This window comes from Clostridium aceticum (genome assembly GCF_001042715.1).
GTDB lineage: Bacteria > Bacillota > Clostridia > Peptostreptococcales > Natronincolaceae > Andreesenella > Andreesenella acetica.
In genome coordinates, this window is sequence record NZ_CP009687.1 from 3,741,245 (window position 1) to 3,764,964 (window position 23,720).

At 35.6% G+C, this 23,720-nt stretch carries 20 protein-coding genes; 3 read left to right on the forward strand and 17 right to left on the reverse strand.

The features are described 5' to 3' along the window. Positions 1-59 precede the first annotated feature (59 nt). The 3 genes from CACET_RS17180 to CACET_RS17190 all read right to left on the reverse strand — a co-directional run bounded on the left by CACET_RS17180 (position 60) and on the right by CACET_RS17190 (position 3,027). Positions 60-2,213: a heavy metal translocating P-type ATPase gene (locus tag CACET_RS17180; RefSeq protein WP_144414800.1), complete on the reverse strand. Its 2,154-nt coding sequence runs from the start codon at positions 2,211-2,213 to the stop codon at positions 60-62. Between the two features lie 43 nt (positions 2,214-2,256). Beyond that, entirely contained in the window at positions 2,257-2,616 is a 360-nt protein-coding gene (locus tag CACET_RS17185; protein ID WP_044824376.1) for an ArsR/SmtB family transcription factor, read from the reverse strand. 216 nt (positions 2,617-2,832) lie between these two features. Then, positions 2,833-3,027 (reverse strand): H-type small acid-soluble spore protein, encoded by a 195-nt coding sequence (locus tag CACET_RS17190; protein WP_044824377.1) that lies wholly within the window; start codon positions 3,025-3,027, stop codon positions 2,833-2,835. A gap of 216 nt (positions 3,028-3,243) precedes the next feature. Here CACET_RS17190 and CACET_RS17195 point away from each other — a divergent pair, with 216 nt between their 5' ends. Then, entirely contained in the window at positions 3,244-4,425 is a 1,182-nt protein-coding gene (locus CACET_RS17195; RefSeq protein ID WP_044824378.1) for an FprA family A-type flavoprotein, read from the forward strand. Between the two features lie 42 nt (positions 4,426-4,467). On the opposite strand, the gene CACET_RS19645 is transcribed toward CACET_RS17195, so the two are convergent. The 3 genes from CACET_RS19645 to CACET_RS17210 all read right to left on the reverse strand — a co-directional run bounded on the left by CACET_RS19645 (position 4,468) and on the right by CACET_RS17210 (position 6,918). After that, positions 4,468-5,700: a LysM peptidoglycan-binding domain-containing protein gene (locus CACET_RS19645; RefSeq protein WP_052661328.1), complete on the reverse strand. Its 1,233-nt coding sequence runs from the start codon at positions 5,698-5,700 to the stop codon at positions 4,468-4,470. A gap of 141 nt (positions 5,701-5,841) precedes the next feature. After that, positions 5,842-6,222, reverse strand: a complete 381-nt coding sequence (locus CACET_RS17205) for a DUF4363 family protein (RefSeq protein ID WP_044824379.1) — start codon at positions 6,220-6,222, stop codon at positions 5,842-5,844. Between the two features lie 15 nt (positions 6,223-6,237). Beyond that, positions 6,238-6,918 (reverse strand): YetF domain-containing protein, encoded by a 681-nt coding sequence (locus CACET_RS17210; protein WP_044824380.1) that lies wholly within the window; start codon positions 6,916-6,918, stop codon positions 6,238-6,240. A 238-nt stretch (positions 6,919-7,156) separates the two neighbouring features. Here CACET_RS17210 and CACET_RS17215 point away from each other — a divergent pair, with 238 nt between their 5' ends. Then, positions 7,157-7,525, forward strand: a complete 369-nt coding sequence (locus CACET_RS17215) for an ArsR/SmtB family transcription factor (RefSeq protein ID WP_044824381.1) — start codon at positions 7,157-7,159, stop codon at positions 7,523-7,525. Positions 7,526-7,628: 103 nt separating this feature from the next. Here CACET_RS17215 and CACET_RS17220 read toward each other — a convergent pair whose 3' ends face one another. The 5 genes from CACET_RS17220 to lysA all read right to left on the reverse strand — a co-directional run bounded on the left by CACET_RS17220 (position 7,629) and on the right by lysA (position 12,864). Further along, positions 7,629-8,822 carry a M20 metallopeptidase family protein gene (locus CACET_RS17220; protein WP_242846907.1) on the reverse strand — a complete coding sequence of 398 codons (1,194 nt, stop codon included), beginning with the start codon at positions 8,820-8,822 and terminating at the stop codon, positions 7,629-7,631. Beyond that, complete coding sequence (locus CACET_RS17225; protein ID WP_044824382.1) at positions 8,819-9,751, reverse strand: S66 peptidase family protein; 933 nt, start codon at positions 9,749-9,751, stop codon at positions 8,819-8,821. Before CACET_RS17225 ends, CACET_RS17220 begins: the two co-directional genes overlap by 4 nt. A 133-nt stretch (positions 9,752-9,884) precedes the next feature. Continuing rightward, positions 9,885-10,421, reverse strand: coding sequence for a spore maturation protein (locus tag CACET_RS17230; RefSeq protein WP_044824383.1), 537 nt, complete (start codon positions 10,419-10,421; stop codon positions 9,885-9,887). A gap of 12 nt (positions 10,422-10,433) precedes the next feature. Beyond that, positions 10,434-11,045: a nucleoside recognition domain-containing protein gene (locus tag CACET_RS17235; RefSeq protein ID WP_044824384.1), complete on the reverse strand. Its 612-nt coding sequence runs from the start codon at positions 11,043-11,045 to the stop codon at positions 10,434-10,436. A 505-nt stretch (positions 11,046-11,550) separates the two neighbouring features. Then, positions 11,551-12,864 (reverse strand): diaminopimelate decarboxylase, encoded by a 1,314-nt coding sequence (lysA, locus tag CACET_RS17240; RefSeq protein WP_242849920.1) that lies wholly within the window; start codon positions 12,862-12,864, stop codon positions 11,551-11,553. Positions 12,865-13,055: 191 nt separating this feature from the next. Between lysA and CACET_RS17245 the strand changes: the two genes are divergently transcribed. After that, complete coding sequence (locus CACET_RS17245) at positions 13,056-13,886, forward strand: undecaprenyl-diphosphate phosphatase (protein ID WP_044824386.1); 831 nt, start codon at positions 13,056-13,058, stop codon at positions 13,884-13,886. A gap of 55 nt (positions 13,887-13,941) precedes the next feature. On the opposite strand, the gene asnB is transcribed toward CACET_RS17245, so the two are convergent. From asnB to CACET_RS17275, 6 genes are all read right to left on the reverse strand, one after another. Then, entirely contained in the window at positions 13,942-15,783 is a 1,842-nt protein-coding gene (asnB, locus tag CACET_RS17250) for an asparagine synthase (glutamine-hydrolyzing) (protein WP_044824387.1), read from the reverse strand. A 250-nt stretch (positions 15,784-16,033) separates the two neighbouring features. Further along, positions 16,034-16,813, reverse strand: a complete 780-nt coding sequence (locus CACET_RS17255; protein ID WP_242849921.1) for a L,D-transpeptidase family protein — start codon at positions 16,811-16,813, stop codon at positions 16,034-16,036. 264 nt (positions 16,814-17,077) lie between these two features. Further along, the gene (locus CACET_RS17260) at positions 17,078-17,359 is read right to left on the reverse strand and encodes a hypothetical protein (protein WP_044826302.1); all 282 of its coding nucleotides are present in this window, start codon (positions 17,357-17,359) and stop codon (positions 17,078-17,080) included. A gap of 136 nt (positions 17,360-17,495) precedes the next feature. Continuing rightward, a complete protein-coding gene (locus tag CACET_RS17265) occupies positions 17,496-17,711 on the reverse strand; it encodes a helix-turn-helix transcriptional regulator (protein WP_044826301.1) in 216 nt (71 codons plus the stop codon). 2 nt (positions 17,712-17,713) lie between these two features. Then, positions 17,714-18,031, reverse strand: a complete 318-nt coding sequence (locus CACET_RS17270; RefSeq protein WP_044826300.1) for a DUF6442 family protein — start codon at positions 18,029-18,031, stop codon at positions 17,714-17,716. Between the two features lie 674 nt (positions 18,032-18,705). After that, the gene (locus CACET_RS17275) at positions 18,706-23,709 is read right to left on the reverse strand and encodes an InlB B-repeat-containing protein (protein ID WP_044826299.1); all 5,004 of its coding nucleotides are present in this window, start codon (positions 23,707-23,709) and stop codon (positions 18,706-18,708) included. Positions 23,710-23,720 lie beyond the last annotated feature (11 nt).

Consider the following 23,720-nt stretch of genomic DNA (forward strand, 5'->3'; position numbering starts at 1 on the left):
GATTCATAAATAAAAAGAGATATATTCTTCCACTGAAAGAATACATCTCTTTGACCCTACTATATGGACTTGTTTTTCAATAGTCTCATTCCGTTTAGTATAACAATGATAGAGGCTCCTGTATCAGCAAAAACTGCCATCCATAGATTAGCTCTTCCCATAAAGGTTAAGATTAAAAAAAGCGCTTTCACTACAATAGAAAAAATAATATTTTGCGTAATAATTTTTAAGGTTTTACGGCTTAGCATGACTACATAAGCCAGCTTATTGAGGTCATCCCCCATTAAAGCGATATCTGCGGTTTCTAGTGCAGCATCTGTTCCTGCCGCCCCCATAGCAATTCCTACCGAAGCTGTTGCTAAGGCTGGAGTATCATTTATACCATCTCCTACCATAGCTACTTTATCATACTTCTGAATCAGCTCTTTTACCGCCTCTAACTTATTCTCAGGTAATAGTTCACTTTTAAATTCTTGTATCCCTATGGCTTCTGCTACCGTTTTTGCAGTAGTATGATGATCTCCTGTAAGCATAATAGTACTTTCAATTCCTGCTTCTTTTAAGCCTTCAATAGCGGTCTTACTCATGTCTCGAATTTCGTCTGCTACGGTAATGATACAAATAATATCTGTATCATCCCCCAACAATACGACAGTTTTACCTTCTTTTTGGTAGTCTTCTATCTTCCCTTGAGCTGCCTCTAAACTTATTTTGTTTTCTTGGAATAAACGAGGGTTTCCTAAATAATAGTTTTTACCTTGAACCCTTCCCTTAACCCCTTGACCTATTATAGCTTGGAAATCTTCCAAAGAGACATCCGGTACAATCCCTTTGTATCTGGCCTTTTTCACAATCGCTCTACCTATAGGATGTTCTGAGGCTTTTTCTAAGGTAGCAGCAATTCTTAAAGGTACTTCCCCTTCTTTTTCCCTTAGGATTTCTACGTCTATTACAGAAGGCCTTCCAAGGGTTAATGTACCTGTTTTATCAAAAGCTATAGCCTTAATTCTTCCCGCCTCTTCTAAATGGATGCCTCCCTTGATAAGAATCCCTTGTTTTGAAGCATTACCAATAGCCGATACAATAGAAACTGGTGTGGAAATAACAAGAGCACAGGGACAAGAAATTACTAATAAAATCAATGCCTTCTTAATCCATGGAGCAAAATCTCCTCCCCCTATTAGTGGAGGGATAAAAGCAATGGCAACAGCTAAAAGCACTACAATAGGTGTATAGTACTTGGCAAATTTATCAACAAATTGTTGAGAAGGTGCCTTTTCCGCTTGAGCTTCCTCTACCATATTCATGATTTTAGACAGCGTAGTATCCTCCACTAGTTTTGTCACTTTAATTTCCAGTAACCCTTGTTGATTGATGGTTCCAGCAAAAACTTCACTTCCCATCATTTTTTCTACAGGAATGGATTCCCCTGTAATAGGTGCTTGATTCACGAAGGAATACCCCTGGTTTACAGTACCATCAATTGGTATTCTTTCACCTGGCTTTATAATAACAATATCCCCTATAGATAGTTCTTCTACAGGCACAGTAACTTCTCCACTTGAGGTCTTTAATAATGCTTCATTTGGTGCTAACTCCATCAGCTGCGAGATGGCCCTTCTAGTCTTATCCATAGTGTACACCTGTAGGGTATTTCCTATAGAAAATAGAAACACCACTGCAGCACCTTCACTCCATTCCCCTAGAAAAGCTGCTCCAATAGCTGCCACTAACATAAGAAAATTCATATCTAGGCTCAAGGATTTTACTGCATAAAGTCCACTTTTAGCAATGTGATATCCTCCTGTAACCATAGCTAAAGCAAAAAAGGGAATAGAGGCATCCTTATTGCCAACTGCAAGGGACAGGATTAAGCCTACTAAAGTAAAAATTCCTGAAATAAAGGTTAATAATGTCCTTTTGTTCTGATACCATAAGGTTTCTTGACCTTTTTTTGTATTTTGTCTTCTACCTTCCAACAGTGTCCCTTCATGCCCTGTTTCTTTGATGGCTTGTAGTATCTCATTCTGCTGTTCTTGATGCTTTACATACAATTTCGAAGTAGAAAAATTCAAAATAGCTTCTTGAACCCCTTCTATTTGTAAAACTCTTTTTTCAACCTTACCAGCGCAACTGGGGCAGTCTAGACCCTTTACCATAAAGGTGTCCCGTTTTACTGACAACGCCATTTTTACTGCCTGTAAATTTTCCATTATCTTGTCCCCCTTAAATTAAGCAAACTACTTTATTCTGTACTTAGCTGTGTTGTATGTGATGCAAACCTTCATTGAAAATCTTTTTAATATGTGCATCGTCTAAGGAATAATAGATCACTTTTCCCTCCCGTCTAAATTTTACTAATCTCCTGCTCTTTAATAGTCTTAATTGATGAGATATAGCGGATTGGTTCATATCTAATACTGCTGCAATATCACATACACACATTTCCTTTTGAAATAAAGCAGAAAGAATTTTTATTCTAGTAACATCTCCAAACACTTTGAAAAATTCTGCCATATCATTTAACACAGTATCTTCCAACATTTTTTCTTTTACTTGCTTTACATCCTCTTCATGAATACATTGAACTTCACAGATTTCGATATCTTTTTTCATTTCACTCCCCCTATTACATATGAATATGTGTTCATATGTTCCTTTGTTATTACTTTATCAATATTTTTATATCAAGTCAATAGCTATTTAAAATAAATCTTTAAAAATAGAACACTTTTTAAAGTGTTCTACATTTTTTAGATTCCATGCACAAGAAAACCCAGCAAACACAACGCATATAGAAATACGTAAGAATACTGGGTTTTTAAAATCCACCTACTTCATTGTGCCATTTTCTATTAATTCATCTACAGGTACTTCCATTTTATCTGCAGCAATGTCAATGCCTTCTTGAATTTCTGCAGTTTGGTTTTGTGCATCTAGCCCTGTAATCCATACAGATCTGCCTTGATGCAGTACCTCAATATGGCTAGGAGATTTTACGATCTCCTGTGCTCTTTTAAAATTCAAAGCTTATCACTCCTTTTTTTTATTCATTGCTACTATTGTGCCTCATTGTTCTTTTCTTTATGACATCTATTTTTTCATAGAGTTCTTAAAAATTTCAAAAGTTTTTAAATATCCTAATAAGTTTTAAGGCAAACTAATAGCATGACGCATATAGGAATTATCATGAGTATTTTTTAAAGATCATACTTTAAGTGAATATTTTAGGAGGTACATAGAATGGATGTTTTTGAAATTAAAAATAAAGTTTACTGGTCAGGCGTACTTGATCCAGATTTAGAAACCTTCGACATTATCATGAAAACCCCTTACGGTTCCACATATAACGCTTACTTTATTGATGATGAAAAAAAGGTTTTAATCGATACTGTAAAGGCCAATTTTAAAAAGGAGTATTTAGAAAAACTCAAAACCTTAACAAATATTGAAGAAATCGATTATGTTGTTATTCAACATACAGAACCTGATCATGCCGGCAGTTTAAAATATATTTTAGAAATAAACCCCCATGTAGAAGTTTTTTGTACAAAAGCAGCCAGTATCTTTCTTCAAGAACAAATTAACAAAGAGTTTAAATGTCATGTGATAAAAGATGGGGAGGTATTAGACATCGGTAGCAGAAAATTAACCTTTATTACTGCTCCCTTCTTGCATTGGTCTGATACAATGTTTACCTATAGTGCCTCTGATAACATTTTATTTTCCTGTGATTGTTTTGGTTCACATTATGCCGCCATCGACCCTAATACTATTCACAAAGCAGAATATAATGATGCTCTACAACATTATTATAAGTGTATTATGGAACCTTTTGCCCAGCACGTTTTAAATGCTTATGGGAAAATAAGAGATTTATCTATTGATACGATCCTTACCTCTCATGGTCCTATTTTAAGTGAAAATCCACAGGTAGTGATAAAAAAATATGTAGACTGGTCTACCGAGGATATGAAAACAAGAAATCAAAAACAAGTTGCTGTTTTTTATCTTTCAGCCTACAGAAACACCGAAATTATGGCCGAAAAAATCAAAGAGGGCTTAGAAGCAGCAGGAGTCAACGTAGCCTTCATTGATGCTGAAAAAGAAAGTATCGAGAAAATTCATTATTTTGTCAATACATCAAAAGGTATTCTTTTAGGTTCTCCTACGATTAATAAGACCATGGTAAAACCTATGTGGGATCTTTTATCTCTTATTGATCCTATGGCCAATATGGGTAAAGTAGCAGGGGTTTTCGGCTCCTATGGATGGAGTGGCGAAGGCTTAAACATGGCCCATGCACTATTAAAACAAATGGCCTTTAAACTGCCTTTTGAACCCCTAAGTAAGAAATTCACGCCCTCTGAAGAAACCCTACAACAATGCTTTGAGTTGGGTAAGAACTTTGCTGAAAAGATTTAAAAAAAGAAAGCCCTATCAAAGGATAGCGGCTTTCTTAAAGCATTATTTATATGCAGGGAGATTCAGCAGTTTATCTACCGTTACAAATTCATAACCTTGAGCTCTTAGTGTGTGAATCAATTCAGGTAGTACTGCCACTGTTGCAGCACGGCTTTCTCCATCCCCTCCAGCATCATGAAAAAGTAAAATGCCACCTTGCCTTACATCTGGAAGGGTATTGATCAATATTTTATCTATGTTTTGATCTCTCCAGTCTACTGAATCAACAGACCAGTTAATTACTTTATAATCTAAATCCCTTAATCCTTCTATGACCTGAGGAGCAACTGCTCCATAGGGTGGACGCATTAAGGCTGTTCTCAAACCGATGGTCTGATAAATGATATCCTCTGTTGTCTGCATCTCAGTTGCTAAACGGTTTTCGGTTACTCTTCGAAGGTCTGGATGAATCCATGTATGATTGCCAACTACGTGACCCTCTGAAACCATACGTCTTAATATTTCTGGGTGTTTTTCAACTTTGCTTCCCAATACAAAAAAAGTAGCTGGAACATTATGCTGCTTTAGCACCTGTAGTACTTGATTCGTATACTTTTCATTTGGGCCATCATCAAAAGTTAAAGCTATTTTATTGGTACTGGCAGACCCTCTCAAGTAAAAGGTCTCTGGATAAGTTCTAGCTAGTTGAGCTGTGGAATGTTGAAAATCTGGCTCTGGCTGCGGAGTTGTTTTAGGCACCTTTAAGCTTTGTCCCACGTACAACATATTCCAATTTTCCAAACCGTTGGCTTCAGCTAGTTCAGCCATAGATACACCTAGTGTTTGAGCTATTCTATATAGGGTATCTCCTCTTTGCACAACATAAACCTCTTCTGATAAATTAGTCATTACATTGCTGCCTTGTGACGGAATCTGTAGTTTTTCTCCTGGAAAAATTCTATTCCAATCCCCTAGACCATTTTCCTGTGCAATCGCCTCCATAGACACACCTAGTTTCTGTGATATCCTATATAAGGTATCTCCTTGTTGCACAATGTATGCATTTTGCATCTCTTTTTTGGGCACAATCAACACTTGTCCTACAGAAATCTGATTAGGATTTCTTAGATAGCCATTTTTCTGTATTAATTCTTCCACAGTAATTCCATGTTTTTCAGCAATAAGAAATAACGTTTCTCCGCTAGATACTCTGTGTACCTGAGCCGCTTCAGCAAAAGAGGGTATCCATACCAACACCGCCATCATCACGATTGCGAAGCGCAATATTTTTTTCATAGACAGTAAACTCCTTCCTAAATTGTAGTATATCTAAGTTTACATAATCTATGATACGATAATCCCTATCACTTATCCACAAGTAAATACTGGTATTCCTATCCATAAAAAAATATGCCCTACTTTCATATGAATGTAGTTTTATAAAATATTGGTTAATTTAAATTCTCCCTTACCTATCACATGTTCTATCAAAAGTTCAAGTTCCGCAATCCCACCTAAGGCTAATGCTCGCTCTTCAATTGTTACATACTTCTCCACTTTTGCTAATACAATATCTATAACATCAATTTCATAGTGCTCTAAAAATGTTTGCCACATGCTTCTTGTCTCATGCCACTGCTCTACAACCTTTTCCATGTGCATTTGACCTTCTTCCCAGCTTTCTTCCTGAACAGCTGCCTCCAATTTTTGTATCATATCCGTTAGTTCTTTTGCACTTCTTTCTATATACTGATTCAAAACTAAAGAAGAAGTGAAGAATACAACTAATATCAATACTGTTGCAACTACCACCTTCATGAATTGACCTCCCCACTAGGATGATTTTTCTTTTTCCTGAGCATAAAACAGCTTCTCCGAAGATAAAAATCCAAAGAAAACATTCTCTATATTATCGATATTATTATTTTTTAATTGATTCATAAGCCATGATCTATCAAATCCTGTTTTTTGAAGGTTCTTTTCAATAATTTTACCATCTATAATCAAAGTAATGGGCAGCTCCTCCGGCTGTACTGGTATACCCATATCGCTGGTAATTACATTTCTTTTTTCTGCCTTAGGTATAATAGTGATTTGACCATTGGTTTCCAGTATTGCAAATTCTACATCACTTAAATTTGGATAATTTTTAGATCGCAACTGCTCTAAAAGATCATTTATATTAATTCTTAACCTTCTTACTTCTGATTGGACAATGTTTCCTTTATCTATAAGAAGGCTTGGCTTCCCGCATACGATTTCTCGAAAAGTTTCGCTCTTTAAAGATAAGTAAGATACAAGTACCTGTGCCGATAGTAGTGTCATTATAGGAATTACTCCATTAAGTAAAGGGACCCCCGCATTTTCCATAGGCGTTGCAGCTAAATCTGCAATCATTATAGTGATCACCAATTCAAAAGGTTGCATCTCTGCAATTTGCCTTTTTCCCATCATCCTCATAACAACAACCACTAAAGCATATAATATCAATGCCCTAGTAAATACAATAAGCATTCCATTCCACCCCTGTCTAAATTTTGTCTTATGTAGTGAAATAAAAACCACCTTATATATTATTGCCATCTCTTCCATGTTATATAAATTAACTTCTATGCTGAAATTGTAGTTAAAGTAGTTTTGAGTATTTTATATGAATAACGTCTATACTATACATTAAAAAATATGTGCTCTAAACAATATGAAAAAACTATGCTATAATATATTTAATATTGTTATTTTACGGAGGATCAGTATGGACTTTGAATTAATTTTTAAAGCTTTAGGTGAAGGGACTAGAATTAAAATTATTAAAATATTATCTTTGAAACCTATGTACGTATGTGAGCTGGAAGGCATCTTAGGTATTAGTCAACCACGTATATCTCAACACTTAAAAATATTAAAACATGCCTCTTTGGTTGAGGTTGAAAAAGAAGGGCAACGAGCTATTTACTCTCTTAATAAAAAACTCATCGAAACAGTTTCCAATGAATTTATAAAGTTTTTAGACAAACCACTTGAAGAGTTAGAAGAGTTCGATAAGGAGTATCAAAAAATGCAAGTAGTAAGCGAGGATCTTAATATAGCTATTTGTAAAAGCTGTAGTCATAAAAACAAGTAAGGTAATTCTAATAAACTCAGGGTGATGAAACATCACCCTGAGTTTATTAGAATTTATTGAATCTGTACTAAGCATTACTTTAATCTTTCACGTGAAACATTTACTACTGTTTGTTCCCTAAGATCTTTAGAACATTCTCTGTCTGTAGTGCCACACCAATGTGAAGACAATCTTCATCTATATCAAACAAATTACTATGTCCAGGATGTACAATGCCTCTCTTTGCATTTCCACAACCTAATCTATAAAAAGCTCCTGGAGCCTTTTCTAAAAAATATGCAAAGTCCTCTACTCCCAAACTAGGAGATTTTATTGCCTTTACATTTTCTGTACCTAATAACTTTCTCCCATTTTCCTCAACAATTCTAACGATATTGTCATCATTAATCAAAGCAGTATATCCTTCCTCTCTCATCAATTCACCTTTTGCCCCCATTGCTGTTGATACTTGCTCTGTAATCTCTCTTATTTTATTAATCACTTTGTCTCTAGTCTCAGGATTTAAAGTTCTAACAGTTCCTACCATTTCCACTTTATTTGCGACGATATTCCCCTGGGTTCCTCCTTGAATCCTTCCAATTGTGACCACAGCCGAATCTCTAGGGTCTATGTTTCTACTAATAATCGTCTGTAGCGCAACAATAACTTGTCCTGCCACTGCGATAGCATCGATTCCTTCATGTGGATAAGCTCCATGAGTACTTGCCCCGTAAATAGTAATTTTTATGCTATCAGAAGATGCATTCATTTGACCATACCGAACTCCGATCTGACCCACTGGTATCTCAGGAGTCACATGCAACCCCAAAACAGCATCCACTTTAGGATTTTCCATCACTCCTGCTTCAATCATTGGCTTTGCCCCACCTACGGTTTCTTCCGCCGGTTGAAAAAATAATTTTACTGTGCCTACTATTTTTTCTTCCATTTCCTTAAGAACTTTTGCTGTTCCTAGTAAAATCGCCATATGGGCGTCATGTCCACAGGCATGCATACTTCCTAATACCTTTGATTTGTAAGATGCATCCTTCTTGTCCTCTATAGGCAGAGCGTCCATATCTGCTCTTATTGCCACAGTCTTTCCCGGAATCTTCCCTCCTATTATACCCAAAACAGCAGTGTTAGCTACCCCAGTGATAGTATCAATCCCCATCTCTTTAAGGTATTTTACAATTCTTTTATGGGTTCTAAACTCTGCCGTACTCAACTCTGGATTTTTATGAAAATCTCTCCGAACTTTAACCAACCAATCTTTTAGCCCCTCTGCTTTTTCAGTTATTGAAGATTCTATCATCATGTTATTGTGGCCACCTCCTTCATATATAGTTTTCCTTCAGTTGCCTTTAATATAGCCTTAACGCCTAAAGGCAAGGTAATCATAGGGGAACAATGTCCCGCTTTTAGATTGTAAATAGTAGGTTTGCCATAGGGCAGAATAATTTCCTCAAATACCTCCATTAAATTTAAACTTTTCTCACCCTCAGGTGCTTCACAGTCTTTAAAATCTCCTAATAATATCCCAGATACCTCATGAAATTTTCCTGCTAAAGCCAGCTGTGTTAACATACGATCTACTCTATAAGGCGCTTCTCCTACGTCTTCTATAAACAATAGCTTTCCTTTAGTATTGATTTCATAAGGTGTACCCATAGTAGCAGTGATTAAAGCTAAGTTACCTCCAACGATTTCTCCCTCAGCTTCTCCCTTTACTAGGCATTTTATTTTTGTTGATATAGGATTTTCAATTACTTCTATAGGCTTAGGGTTCATAACCGCCGTTAAGAAAGATTTTATTGTAAAATCTTCTATATTCCCCGCAAAATCTGAAGCCGCCATTGGACCATGAAAGGTTACTAAGTCGCATTTTTGGTTCATAGCTAAATGTAGTGCAGTGATATCGCTATAGCCTACAAAAACCTTAGGATTGTTTTTTATGGTTTTGAGATCTAACTTATCTAGTAGTTTTGTTGTACCATATCCTCCTCTTAGGCAAATGATACCCTTTATGGTCTTATCCCAAAACATGTGATTAATATCTTCTGCCCTTAGATCATCTTTCCCTGCTAGATAGCCATGTTCTGCATAACAACTCTTTCCGATTCTTACTTTATAGCCTAATGCAGTCAGTTTTTTCTTTGCTAACGTTATTTTCTCTTTCGTCGATGGGCTGGCAGGCGCAATGATCCCTATTGTATCTTCAGGTTTTAATGCTTTTGGTTTTATCATATTTTTCTCCCATCCCTTCTTTTTATTCTTTAAAAACGCTAATAACCAATTTGTGTGAAGATGTGTTCTTGAGTCTTTGACAAATTTATCATAATAAGGACTATTAAATAGTCCTTATTATATCATCCTTCTATTAAGCAAACATCATTCTCACTACAATAACAGTCGTTATAAGACCTACCACATCTGCAATAAGCCCCGCAGGCAAAGCATGTCTCGTCTTCTTAATAGCTATCGAACCAAAGTACACTGCTAAAACATAGAAGGTTGTTTCAGTAGAACCATGCATCACCGAAGCCATTCTACCCACTAGGGAATCTGGTCCGTGGGTAGTGATTAATTCGCTCATAATTCCTTGGGCTCCACCGCCGGATAAAGGTCTCATCATCGCCATTGGCAACACTTCTCCCGGCATACCGATCAAACTTGTAATAGGACTTACAAGGTTCACTAATAAATCCATAGCTCCTGAAGCTCTAAATATACCTATCGCTACCAACATGGCTACTAAATAGGGGATAATTCTAATAGCCGTATGAAAACCTTCTTTTGCCCCATCCGTAAAGGCCTCATATACTTTTACCTTTTTTAAAAAACCATAAGCCGGTATTATCAGTAAAATAAAAGGTATAGCAAACTTTGATATGGTATCAAGAATAGTAATAAACATACTTCACACCTCCTATTGATTATTTGCTTCTTCTGCCTTTATTTGAAACATCGGCAGTTTTTGTAGCAACTTCACCGCTATAACCGCTGCAATTGTTGAAGCTGCTGTTGCTATAATCGTTGGCCCAATAATCTCTGTTGCACTTGCTGAGTCAGCAGCTGCTCGGATAGCTATAACAGTTGCAGGAATTATTGTTACAGATGAAGTATTAATCGCTAAAAAGGTACACATTGCATTACTGGCTGTATCTTTATGAGGATTTATTTCTTGAAGTTCTTGCATTGCTTTTAATCCTAATGGTGTTGCAGCATTTCCTAATCCTAAAATATTTGCCGCTATATTCATAACCATTGCCCCCATTGCTGGGTGATCCTCTGGCACATCTGGAAATAACGGCACCATTATAAATCTTAATCCTTTAGCAATTGTTTTAATAAGTCCAGATACCTCTGCAATTTTCATGACTCCAAGCCATAAAGCCATAACCGCAATTAATCCTAAAGATATATCCACTGCTGTTTTCGCACTATTAATAGCTGCATCTGTGACAGCTTCAATATTTCCAGTAAAGGCTCCCACAATAATGCCTACCGCAATGAACAAAAACCAAATAACATTAATCATATTCCCTTTCCTCCTTACTTTTTAGACTATTACACGAAATTCCTATTTTTCACCTCCTCGTAGAAAGTGCGCAATGCTATTTATACAATGTTGAAAAATTTATCTGTTTTAATAATAAATATTTTGGTTTTAGTAAAAAAAGTACTTAAAAACAATATCAATCTACTTTACCTGCTTTGAAACCATTTGAACACCTGATAGTTAACTTATATGGTTTTAATAAAAAGACCTAGGGCACAGGTGTACACGTGAGGCTTATGTAAACGTAGAGGAGCCTAAAAATATTGCAAATAAAAAGAGCTCGCTTTGTAGACCTTCAAACATTGGATTTTTGTCTAATATTTGAAGTGCAACTTTGCGTAGCTCTTTTTCTTATATAATATTTTTAAATGATAAAACCTTGGGAGTTTTCCCAAATCCTAGCCCAGTACTTTCTGCTAATCTTATTTTATCCTCCTGAAAGATAGCACCCTCCCTTTAAGTATCAATTTTGAATAAATCCCTACTATTTTTTTAAATAAGAGGGAATAATTTCTCTGTCCAATAAATGGTCATAGCTTTCTCTTTCTACGATAAGTTCTGGATGCTCTTTATTAATTAAGACTACTGCTGGTCTAGGTAATCTATTATAATTACTAGCCATAGAGAAGTTGTACGCACCAGTACTTAGCACAGCTAAAATATCTCCAGCTTCTAATGGAGGTGTATCTAAGTCCCAGATAAGAATATCTCCTGACTCACAGCACTTTCCAGCAATAGTAACGGTAGTACTAAGTTCCTCATTCATCTTATTTGCTACTAGAGCATCATATTTTGCTTTATACAGAGCAGGTCTTGGATTATCTGGAAGTCCTCCATCTATGCTGGCATAGGTGCGAATATTAGGAATTTCCTTAATACTGCCGATGGTGTATAAAGTGACCCCAGCCTCCCCTACAATCCATCTGCCAGGTTCAATAATGATGGTTGGCAAATCCAAATTATGTTTACAGCACTGGATTTCTACTGCCTCCATAATGGCATCTGTAAAATAATGCAAAGGCTGTGGATGATCTTCAGAGGTGTACCGGATACCAAATCCTCCACCAGCATTTAATTCTTTCGTGATAAAGCCTAACCCTTCTTTTAAATCTTTCATTAACTTTGCAATTACCTCAATACCCGCCTTATAAATATGATTTTCAAACAACTGAGAGCCTAAGTGGAAATGAAATCCCATTAATTCAATATTCTCGGAATCCATCACTCTTGCAACTACGTCATTAATCTTCTCAGGCTCAAGAGGGATTCCGAACTTAGAATCTTTTTGTCCTGTAACAATATATTCATGAGTTTCTCCCTTAATTCCTGGGGTAACTCTGAAAAGAATTTTCATTTTTTTATTTTGTTGTTTTGTAATCTCTTCCAATAGGTCTAACTCATAAATATTATCAACAATAATTCTTCCAACATCATTTATCACAGCTAATTCAAGCTCTTCCCATGACTTGTTGTTGCCGTGAAACATTATATTTTCTGTAGGAAAGCCTGCTTTTATAGCAGTATATAGCTCTCCACCAGACACTACATCTAAGCCTAAGCCTTCACTTTCTATGATTTTACACATTGCCATAGTAAGAAACGCTTTACTAGCATAAGCAGCTTTAACATTTTTATATTTATTCAAAAAGTTTTCTCTTATTTCCCCACATCGTTCCCGTATCATTTCTTCTGAAACTACATATAAAGGGGTACCAAATTCTTCTGCTAACGCCACCGTATCACACCCGGCAAAGGTAAAGTGATTTTCATAGTTTACATTTTCCATAGTTATCGCCATCTCCTCTAGCTTTGTGAATTTTCCATAATAAATATATTCAATAATTATATCAGTTTAACAGTGAATTCGTCTAGTTAAAGCTGAATAAAGTTTGTTATATCTGCAAATCTTTATAGTATTTATTATAAGTAATTTATCTTAATATGCTATAATTGATTTTGTTGAATATATTTTTTATAGGAGGGATTTTTTTGACAGTATTAAAAGCCATTATACTAGGAGTTATACAAGGATTGACGGAATTTCTGCCTGTTAGCAGTTCTGGTCACTTAGCAGTAGCTCAAAGTTTATTAAATGTTCCCGAAGACAGGATATTGTTTTTATCCGTCATGCTGCACTTCGGTACCTTAATTTCTATTTTCTTTATATATGCAGGAGATATTCTTATAATTTGCAGAGAATTTGTTTTGATGTTTTTTGACTTATTCAGAGGAAAAGGCTTCAATCTAAATAATGAACATAGAAAGTTAGGGGTTTTTATCATCGTAGCTACCATTCCTACAGGTCTTATGGGAATATTTTTGGGAGATATTTTTGAGAGCTTCTTTACTTCTCAATTGATTATTGGTGTATCTCTGATTATTACTGGTACCCTCTTATGGACAGCTGAAAAAATTCACGTTGGTAAAAGAACGATTCGGCAAATGCACTGGTTTGATGCTCTTATTGTAGGAATTTTTCAAGGTTTCGCCATTACACCTGGGATCTCTCGTTCGGGTTCTACCATTGTAGGTTCTTTGTTCAGAGGTTTTAATAAAGAATTGGCTACCAAATTCGCATTTTTGATTTCTATTCCACCAATATTAGGCGCCACTCTTTTAGAAGCAAAGGATGCCTTAACAATGGGCACTGGTGATATTACTTTTTCTATTATTTTAGCGGGAATTTTGGCAGCATTTTTATCAGGAATTTTCGCTATAAGAACCTTGATTAACTTCATTAAAAGAGAAAAACTGTATTATTTTTCTTTCTATACCTGGACGGTTGGAAGTATCCTTGTACTCCTTCATTTTATCTACTAAAGGCAAAACAGCACCCAACATATCGGCTGATATGCTGGGTGTTGTTTTGCTGATTTTAAACAATTTTTACTTTGTATTCCTTCATCCAAATATTGATTTGTATTAAATGTGCTAGGAGTTGAGGTCCAGTCATAAGCTGGCCAAACCAAGGCTTCCCAAAAGCAGCTCCACCTGTTTCTACAATTTCTGCAACTCTTTCTACGTCAATGATTTGAAGTATAGGAGAAGTAGTATCTTGTAAAATGTTTTTCATCTGCATTTGTACCATCTTTAAATAGGCTGGATGATGGGTTTTGGGATAAGGGCTTTTTTTCCTTTCTAGCACTTCTGTTGGTAAAATTCCCTTTAACGCCTTTCTTAACAGTCCCTTTTCCTGCTTATTATGATACTTCATTTCCCATGGAACATTCCACAGATACTCTACAATTCTATAATCCGCATAGGGAACCCTTACCTCTAAACTATTTGCCATACTCATACGGTCTTTTCTATTTAATAATGTGATCATAAACCATTTTAGATTAAGATAAAATAACTCCCTCATTCTATGGGCTTCAGGAGATTCCCCATCAAGCTTTGGAACTTCCTTAATTGTTTCTTCATACTTAGCTGCTACATAGCCCTCTAAGTCTATATTACTAAAAGCTTTGGAAAGAATACCTTTTCGTTCTTGAGTAGATTTTGCCCATGGAAATGTATTAGCAGCGATATCCTCAGCCCTTGTAAACCATGGATATCCTCCAAAGATCTCGTCAGCACATTCCCCTGATAAAGCTACAGTAGCTTTTTTTCTTACTTCATTACAAAATAGATAAAGAGAAGAATCTACATCCGCCATACCAGGCAAGTCGCTGGCTTTCACAGCATCTTCTAATGCTTTGAATAACTGAGGCGTATCTATAACAATGTTATGATGTTTAGATCCTATAAAATTTTTCATGACTTGTATATACATTCCATCAGAATTTGGCTGATATTCATTAGCCTTAAAATATAATGCATTGTCCACATAGTCAATGGAATAAGTGTCTAATTGTCCTCTACCATCCCTTCTGAAGGCATTGGCTGCTACAGAAGATATAGCACTGGAATCTACCCCCCCAGATAAAAAGGTGCAGACAGGCACATCAGATACCAATTGTCTTTCTATAGCATCTACAATCAAACCTCTTACATGTTCTACTGTAGTATTAAAATCTTCTTTATGCTCTTTACTCTCTAATTGCCAATATCTTTTTAGTTTATAGCCATCTTGATCATAGAGCAGCCAATATGCTGGAGGTATCTCATGAATATTTTTATAAATACCATTTCCAGGAGATCTTGCAGGTCCTAAGCCAAATATTTCTGCTAGTCCTTCCTCACCAATGGCAGGTTCTACTAAGGGATGAGCCAAAAGTGCCTTTATTTCTGATGCAAACATAAAATGACTGCCTACTTTTGTATAAAATAAAGGCTTTACTCCAAGAGGATCTCTTGCCATAAATAAAGTCTTTTTGCTGTTATCCCATATACCAAAGGCATAAATACCATTAAGCTTCTTAACACAATCTACTCCCCATTCTATATAGGAAATCAATAATACTTCTGTATCGGAGTAAGCATGAAAATGATGGCCTTTTTCTTGTAATTCTTTTCTTAGCTCTTCTGTATTATACAGCTCTCCATTATAGATGATCGTATAAGTATTTTCCCCTAACTGTCTCGTCATAGGCTGACGTCCTCCCTCAGGGTCCACCACCACTAAACGACGGTGCCCAAAAAGAACATTTTTTTCTCTATATATTCCATTATCATCGGGACCTCTTCTATTCAATTTGCTTACCATAGTTTCAATAATGCTGTTTTTTTCCATGATGTTTTCTTCTAAGTTAATCCATCCAACAATACCGCACATAACTTTCAACTCCTTTAATGGTCTATAAGAATTAGTGTTATATATCATCATATGAAAAAAGATAAAAATGATGTTTGTCCTTTCCAAAGTGTTTCCGCCTAGGTTAAGACAACAAAAAATCCCCTCTATTGTTTATAAAAAATAGAGGGGATTTTTATTGCCTTGCTTTAAGTATGACTGCAACATTTTTTTAGTTGTTTTCTCAGCGCCAAAATTTTTTCACTTGTTTCTATAAAAAAGGGTACTTTATCTACTCCATTAAAATAATTCCTAAAGCTTCATAGGTTTGCCACTCTATGTAAGGATTTTTAGGTATATTATGTTCCTGCTGGAATTTGTATATAGCCTGTTCCATCATAGGCCCATATTTTCCATCTAGATAATCTGTATTGTAATAACCTAATGCTCTAAGTCTTCTTTGAACCTCCATAACATCAGACCCAAAATCCCCTGGCTTAATGGTTTGAAGTCCATAACCAAAAGGCCCATGAAGGCCATTTACTATGGCTACTGGGGTACCATGCTTCACATATTTGTATAAATCTTCTACATCCCTATTGTTCATCCGTATACATCCAGCAGAAGCATTATAACCTATGCTATTGGGTTTGTTTGTTCCATGTATTCCGAATCTACCCCAGGGTACATTCAGTCCCACCCATCTGGTGCCAAATCCACCGCCCCATTTTGCTTTGCTAACTACTTTCCAAGATCCTAAGGGAGACGGGCTTCCAGGTTTGCCACTAGCAATAGGGTATTTTTTTATTAATTCATTTCCATTCAATAGATATAAGGTTTTTTCAGAGATATCTACTAATATTTTTAGATCATCATAATCAGGATTTTCTTCTATCATTCTGTTTTCCCATTGAATGTATTCGTTATAGTATTCTCCTACATATTTATCAGATAAAGTCATAAAACTTAATAATCTATTCAATCCTTCTCCTCGATGGAGCACAACGAAACTTCCTACCTTTAGAGCTGCTAACAATATCACCACAATTACCATCAATACTTTTTTGCGCACCTTCACTCCCCCTAAATACATAGTTCTCTCCCTATAATTATGAAGGGGTTTAAGAAATTATCATTGTTTGTTATGATAAAGATATTTTTTTATGCTCTAAGCTATGAAGGTTCTGTATAGTGTCTATTATTTTTACTTCTATTTTCTCGTTATGATAAGTCTCTATCTGATTCGTTTGCTACTCTAAAATAGTTAAGGTGAGATACAAATTATTATTTGATGTTGTAGGGGCGACCTGTGGTCGCCTAGACAATGTGTACTACTTTAATCCTCATACCATTTCAAAAAAACTATTCCAGAAAATATTATTGATAACAGCATTAGAGATATCCCTATAATAACTGGTACATATGTCCATGCTGTAGTCAATTCATTAGATACTGTCCAACTGCTTGCTCCTCTCGGTCTGGACAATACCCTTGATATATCTCTTCCTTTCGATAATCCAATATATACGCTTAGACTCCCACCCCAAAATAAAGAACCAATTAATATTAAAGCTTTTTTTAACTTTGGAATATCTTCTCCAAAAAAATCTCTAAACATAGATTATACCCCCTGTTAATTATCTAGTATCGTCACAATATTCATCTGTGATGACTAATAAGGAGAGTGCGTATCAATTCATCCTTGTACCTTATTAAGTAGTATTCATTGACAAGGTTATAGTTAAGTTATTAGTTTAATCAAAATAGAACAATTCTTCAAACTTCTTATCTAATGCAATGCAAAGGATTAGTGCTAATTTTGCAGTGGGATTAAACTGCCCTTTTTCAATAGAACTTATAGTTTGGCGAGAAGCTCCTACTAAATTAGCCAATTCTTCCTGAGTTAAGTTCATTTCTACCCTTGCAACCTTTAAGCGATTTCTTAATATTAACTCTCCATATTTACCCATGACTAATAAACCCCGTATTGACTTAGCAACGATGCAAGTGCTAACCCTAATCCTATGATACTAAAAACTCCACCCATTAAGTACGTCTTTTTATCTGGTATCTTAGCATATTGGTAAAATGAAGTTGCACCAATCTGAGCCATTAAAATCATGAGGAGGTCACTAGCAGACTCATTATGGATACTTCGCCAAATAATAAGAAATATCATAACCGCTGATACACCTATCCAGCCAGCATGAAAAGCCTTAGTCTTAACGTGTTCTTCCCGTTCATCTTTTTTCTCATATTGTGCTTTTTTCAAAATATCATCTTTTTTCATTCTCCTACCTCCTTGAAAATATGATATAAAGAGTATAGCATTATCCAACTTCCACGTAAAGTTTTATTGTCATAACGTAAAGTTTTATTTGCACAACAATAAGGATGTTTTTAAATTTACCACTTCGTCTGCCGAGTAAGGTGTATAATATTTTATGTAATACTTTCATCCAAAGTAGACTAAGTCACCCTACCTTATTAGACTTAGACGATAAATACTTACAAATCTTTCCCTTATTATACTATTAAATTTGTGCTTCTGTAGCATATTATAGTTAAAGAACAAAAAAATAGACTGCTTTTCCTCAGCAATCATTTTATCTATATTCACAGAAATTTATCTCCTATTTCCAAGGGGTAGGGGGTTCCCCAAAGGGTGTTCTTCCTAATATATACCCCAGTTGTATTCGGTCCTATTTTCCCATATTTTTCTTTATTACTTAACAAAATTTCTGCCTAATATTTGCATATATTATTAGTATTTTTTATAATTTTAATGCCATAGAAATAATATAGTTTAACTTTGTCTCAGCCAAAGTATGCTATATGGTTTACTTTTGAAACAAATTTTTAACCAGGCAGTTTCCATACAATATGTTCAAAATAAAATAAATAAGCCACATTGCTATTTAAAACAATGTGACTCATTTATCATAAAAGTTCTACTTTTACTTATTAGTTAATCAGCTTGGCTCTTATTAATAGGTTTCTAATTGCTGTTAAAGATTCTGCATGGGTTAAGGTTCCCTTAGGGTCTAATATCCCATTACCTTTACCTTTAAAGATGTCCGCATTCACAGTTCTTTGCACATGAGCTGCAGCCCAACTAGATACTTCTTTGCTATCCCTAAAGGTAGATAGTTTATTTCCCTTGCTTTCTGGAATTTTGGCTATATCCATTGCTTTAGCATACATGGTCATTGCCTCTTCTCTTGTGATGGTTGCATCTGGTCTGAAGGTTCCATTAGGATATCCCCCAATAATGCCCCAGTCATTTGCTATCAGAATGCTTGTAAATTGCTTGCTTTTATTAATATCTGTGAACTTATTCTCTATAGATAAACCTTCCCTATATAGACCTAACGCTCTTACGATATAATCTGCAAACTCTGCTCTTGTCACTTCTTTATTGGCTTCAAAATTCTTATAATCTACAAGAACTAGTCTCGATGCCATATCATTTACATGATTTTCTGACCAATGTCCTATCACAGTGTCAACTACTGTTGGATTTGAAATAACGGAGTAGGTTGAATTGGTTAGAGAGTTAATCTTTGCATACCAGTTACCATCTTTCTCAAATACTTCTGTTGGTACATGAACGTAGGAACCATCTTTATTAAATACAACGCCAGTTGTAATTTTACTTGGGTCTATCCCTGTTTGTATTTCCATAATACGCTCTGAATAATTATTAAATCTACTTATTACTCGTTCTTGTACTGTTCCATCTGCAGCAGTTGTTTTTGCTGTGATTGTAAACTCTACAGGTTCAAATATAAGCTCATGTCCTAATGATTTTACATTAGCGGTTAGTTTCTCAGTTTCCTTAGCATCTAGTTTACTAATACTTACTTCAACTTCTATGGATTTTAGGTTGTCTAAATTGACACCCATGGATTGAGCAATCATTTCAATTGTAAAATTTTTTGCTACTATTCTATACTCAACCTTTTCTTCTCTTACTGATACATTAAAATCATTATCTTCTAGCTTTTTAACAATGTCACCTGTTAATGCTACTTTCACTGTGTCGCCTGTATTCATAACAGGAATAATTAATTCATTGTTACTCTTGCTTGTTTTTATAGCATCTTCAATGCGTTTATCCATCTGTGCTGAGTCAATAACTAGCTTAACTTCTGTTTTACCATCTACTTTTGCTATAGTCTCCGTGCCTGTTTTTTCAACTTCCCCGTTAATAATTACTTCAATAGCGCTAGGTGCTAATACTGGAGTTGGCGCAGAAACACCGCTGCCTCCACCTGACCCCCCACCACTATTACTTGATGGAACTTGACTCCATCTAGCAAACAGTGTAGTATCTACAGTTATGACATCCAAGTTGAAATCCCACTGATTTGTTAAACTGCTATCTGTATACCATCCACCAAAGATATATCCTGTTTTTGTTGGGTCTACCGGTGCTATGATTTTTCCCATATAGTTTATTGTTTGGCTATCTACAGGACTACCACCTTGGCTATCAAATGCTACTGTATATTCATTAATATCCCATTTAGCATATAGGGTTATGTCTGTTGTTACTACATCTGTAGAGAAGTTCCATTGGTTTAAGTATAAAGCATCTTTGTACCAACCACCAAAAGTATATCCTTCCTTTGTTGGTGCTATAGGTGCAGATATAAGGTTATCATAATTTACCGATACATCATCTACTGGGCTACCTCCTTGAGAATCAAAGGTTACAGTATACTGATTGATGTCCCATCTACCATAGATTGTTGTATCCTCTGTAATAGGCATGCTATCAAAATCAAAGGCTGTTGCAAAATCACTATCGGTATACCACCCCGCAAAAGTATGTCCTATCTTTGTTGGGGAAACTGGTATTGTAACTCTTCCCATGTAATCTATTGTTTGTGAAGCTACTGGACTGCCACCATCTACATTAAAGCTTGCTATATACTGATTTATACTCCATTTTGCATATAATGTGATGTTTCCAGTTACTGCATCTGCAGCAAAGTTCCATTGGTTTAAGTATAAAGCATCTTTGTACCAACCACCAAAAGTATATCCTTCCTTTGTTGGTGCTATAGGTGCAGATATAAGGTTATCATAATTTACCGATACATCACCTACTGGGCTACCTCCTTGAGAATCAAAGGTTACAGTATACTGATTCATGTCCCATTTACCATAGATTGTTGTATCCTCTGTAATAGGCATGCTATCAAAATCAAAGGCTGTTGCAAAATCACTATCGGTATACCACCCCCCAAAGGTATGTCCTATCTTCGTTGGGGAAACTGGTATTGTAACTCTTCCCATGTAATCTATTAGTTGAGGCGCCACTGGGCTTCCACCATCTACATCAAAGCTTACAACGTATTGGTTATCTACCCACAAAGCATATAAGGTTATATCTTCATCAATAGCATAAATATCACCTTCTCTATAGGATACTACTGTGGCATCACTACTTGTTCCCCAACCTAAAAATATATATCCTTCTCGATTAGGAGCTATACCTTGTAATATCAAATCTACGCCATTAATTTTACTTTGACTATCAATATTTCCTATTCCACCATTAGCATCATAGTCTACTCTCCAAAAATGCACTGTTTCTTCAGCTGCTGCTGTTCCACTATCACTTTGCCATATAGTATCATGCCCTGCATCTCCATACTCCACAAAATACCCTCTTGCACGATATTGTAAATTCATATCAGCACGATTTTGATGATGAGTGTAGAAGTTAGGTGTGTCATTCCATAGAGAACTCCCATCAACCGTAGCTAAAAATGCTTCATACCCATATACTAAATTATTAGCACTGTTATTAGGTTCATTATTTGACCATGGGCTATAATCATAAACAATTTCTGCATTTGACAAAGTATCATTCCGTCTCACTTTGTCATAAAATACTGACCCTCTTGGACCTTGGACTGCATCATATTCAGGACCACTTGCCCAATACCAAAAGTTCTTACTATCGTATCTGCCAGATATTATGGCTGCATTAGGAGTGTTGATATTATCTAATCTTGCTCTTGTTCCTCCGAACCACCCTGTCGAGCCATTTGAAATAGTATATAAAAAATTATTTTCTTCTTCACTTGTAACAGTTGCAAGATACCCTGATTGCCCTAAAAATGTTTTGGATTGTGCCTCGTTATAAGCTTTAATCCAACTCCAATCAGGGTCTTTTGGCTCACCTGTAAATTTTACATATTCATAGTAATGACCTGTGTCTGATGAATAGAACACAACATTTTTAATAGGTTTATCATAAAGGATTATTTGTATTTTGTTTATATTATTCTGATTGTCTGTTGAAAAAATTACTTCCCTTAAGAATGCCTCTACTTGTTGAGATGTTGTTCCTTGCGGTAAATTGCTAATTCTAATAGTCGAACCATTATCTAGGTGGCTTGGTATATCAAAATCAGTATGCCCTGTAGGTAGTATGATTCTATCATTTGGACTTACAGCACTGGTAAAGCTAATTTGTATCCCGCGAACATTAGAGCCTTCTACTGTTAAATTAGGAAAGGAATACTCGTATTCATTACTACTAAATATTTCTCCTAGTTGAATGGACAGTGGTTCTTTTTCCACCCACTTAGCATATAGTGTTTTATGCATTGGATTTTCACTACCATAATCATCAAAGGGGGTTGTATAATCTTTATCTATGTACCATCCTATGAAATTGTGTCCTGTCCTGGTAGTTGAAGGGATTACTACAGCTTCACTTTTTTCTAAAGTCAATGGTAGAATTTCTGTCCCCCCCATTGTGTCAAAGGTTATGGTATATTTCTGTGGATTTGTATTTGGAAAATAGTATTGATACATTTCACTTATTTCTGTAGGCGTTAAGGCTCTTCCGTATACTATCATATCATCCATATACCCTGTAAATATTCCTGGACTATATTCAGTTTTGTGAGCAGAACCTATGTACCAATGAGCATACCAGCTTTCGTTGTTAATATCAATACTATCTGACAAAGGATGTTTTTTACTGACTTCGAGATTCCCATTGATATATAACTTCAGGTTTTTTCCATCCCAAATATATGTGAATAGATACCATTCATTTAGTTCTATTTGTGAGTCTGACTGTATTTCTTCCTGTGCAAATCCTGCAATGATTCTATTATCACTTGCTCTATACCTTAAATAGAAATCAGATTCTTGGAAAGTTAAGAATTCCCATATGCCTTGATTCTTATCTTCCGTTAGTTTAGCTAAGATAGAAACTGTTAGTTGGTTATTCTGGTCTAGAAGGGATAAATTATATGGTTCCTCCGAAAACAACATAGCACTCCCATTAAAGTATGCACTATATGAACCTTCTTTAAAGTGGTCATTACTAAACTGTATTCCACCACTGTCTCCGTAAATATTCATTAAAAGATTTTCTACATCTTCTGATATATTGTGTTCATATCTCCAACGCAATGCGTAGTCTGATACTGGATGGTTGTCCCCAGTTTTAGCAACAAACATAGTATGAAAAGAATTGTTATCTACTACTTTTACAACACAGGTATCAGAAAAACTTCCTTCTTCTGTAGAAACTGTTATTAAGGCTTGTCCTTCAGATTGAGCTGTAACTACCCCTTGGGCAGATACTTCTACAATATCTGGATTGGATGTTTCCCATAGTACATTTCTATTAGTGGCTTCCTCAGGTAATACAGCAACTTCCAATACTTGGGTTTCTCCTACCATAAGCGAAATGTTGTTTTGATTCAACATTACCCCTGTAACAGAAATTATTTCTTTTGATATTGGAGTTTCCAGTCCATTATCTCCATAAACTTGTTGAGTCACTGTAGTTTCTTTTAATCCCTCATTCACAGTATCCTCCTTAGCAATAGTGGTATCTTCTCCCACTTCTGCATAAATAGGAGTGATGAAAGCTAAAGTTATCATTATCACTGATAATAATAAGGCTATTCCTTTGTCTCTTTTTTTCACCTAGGTATTCC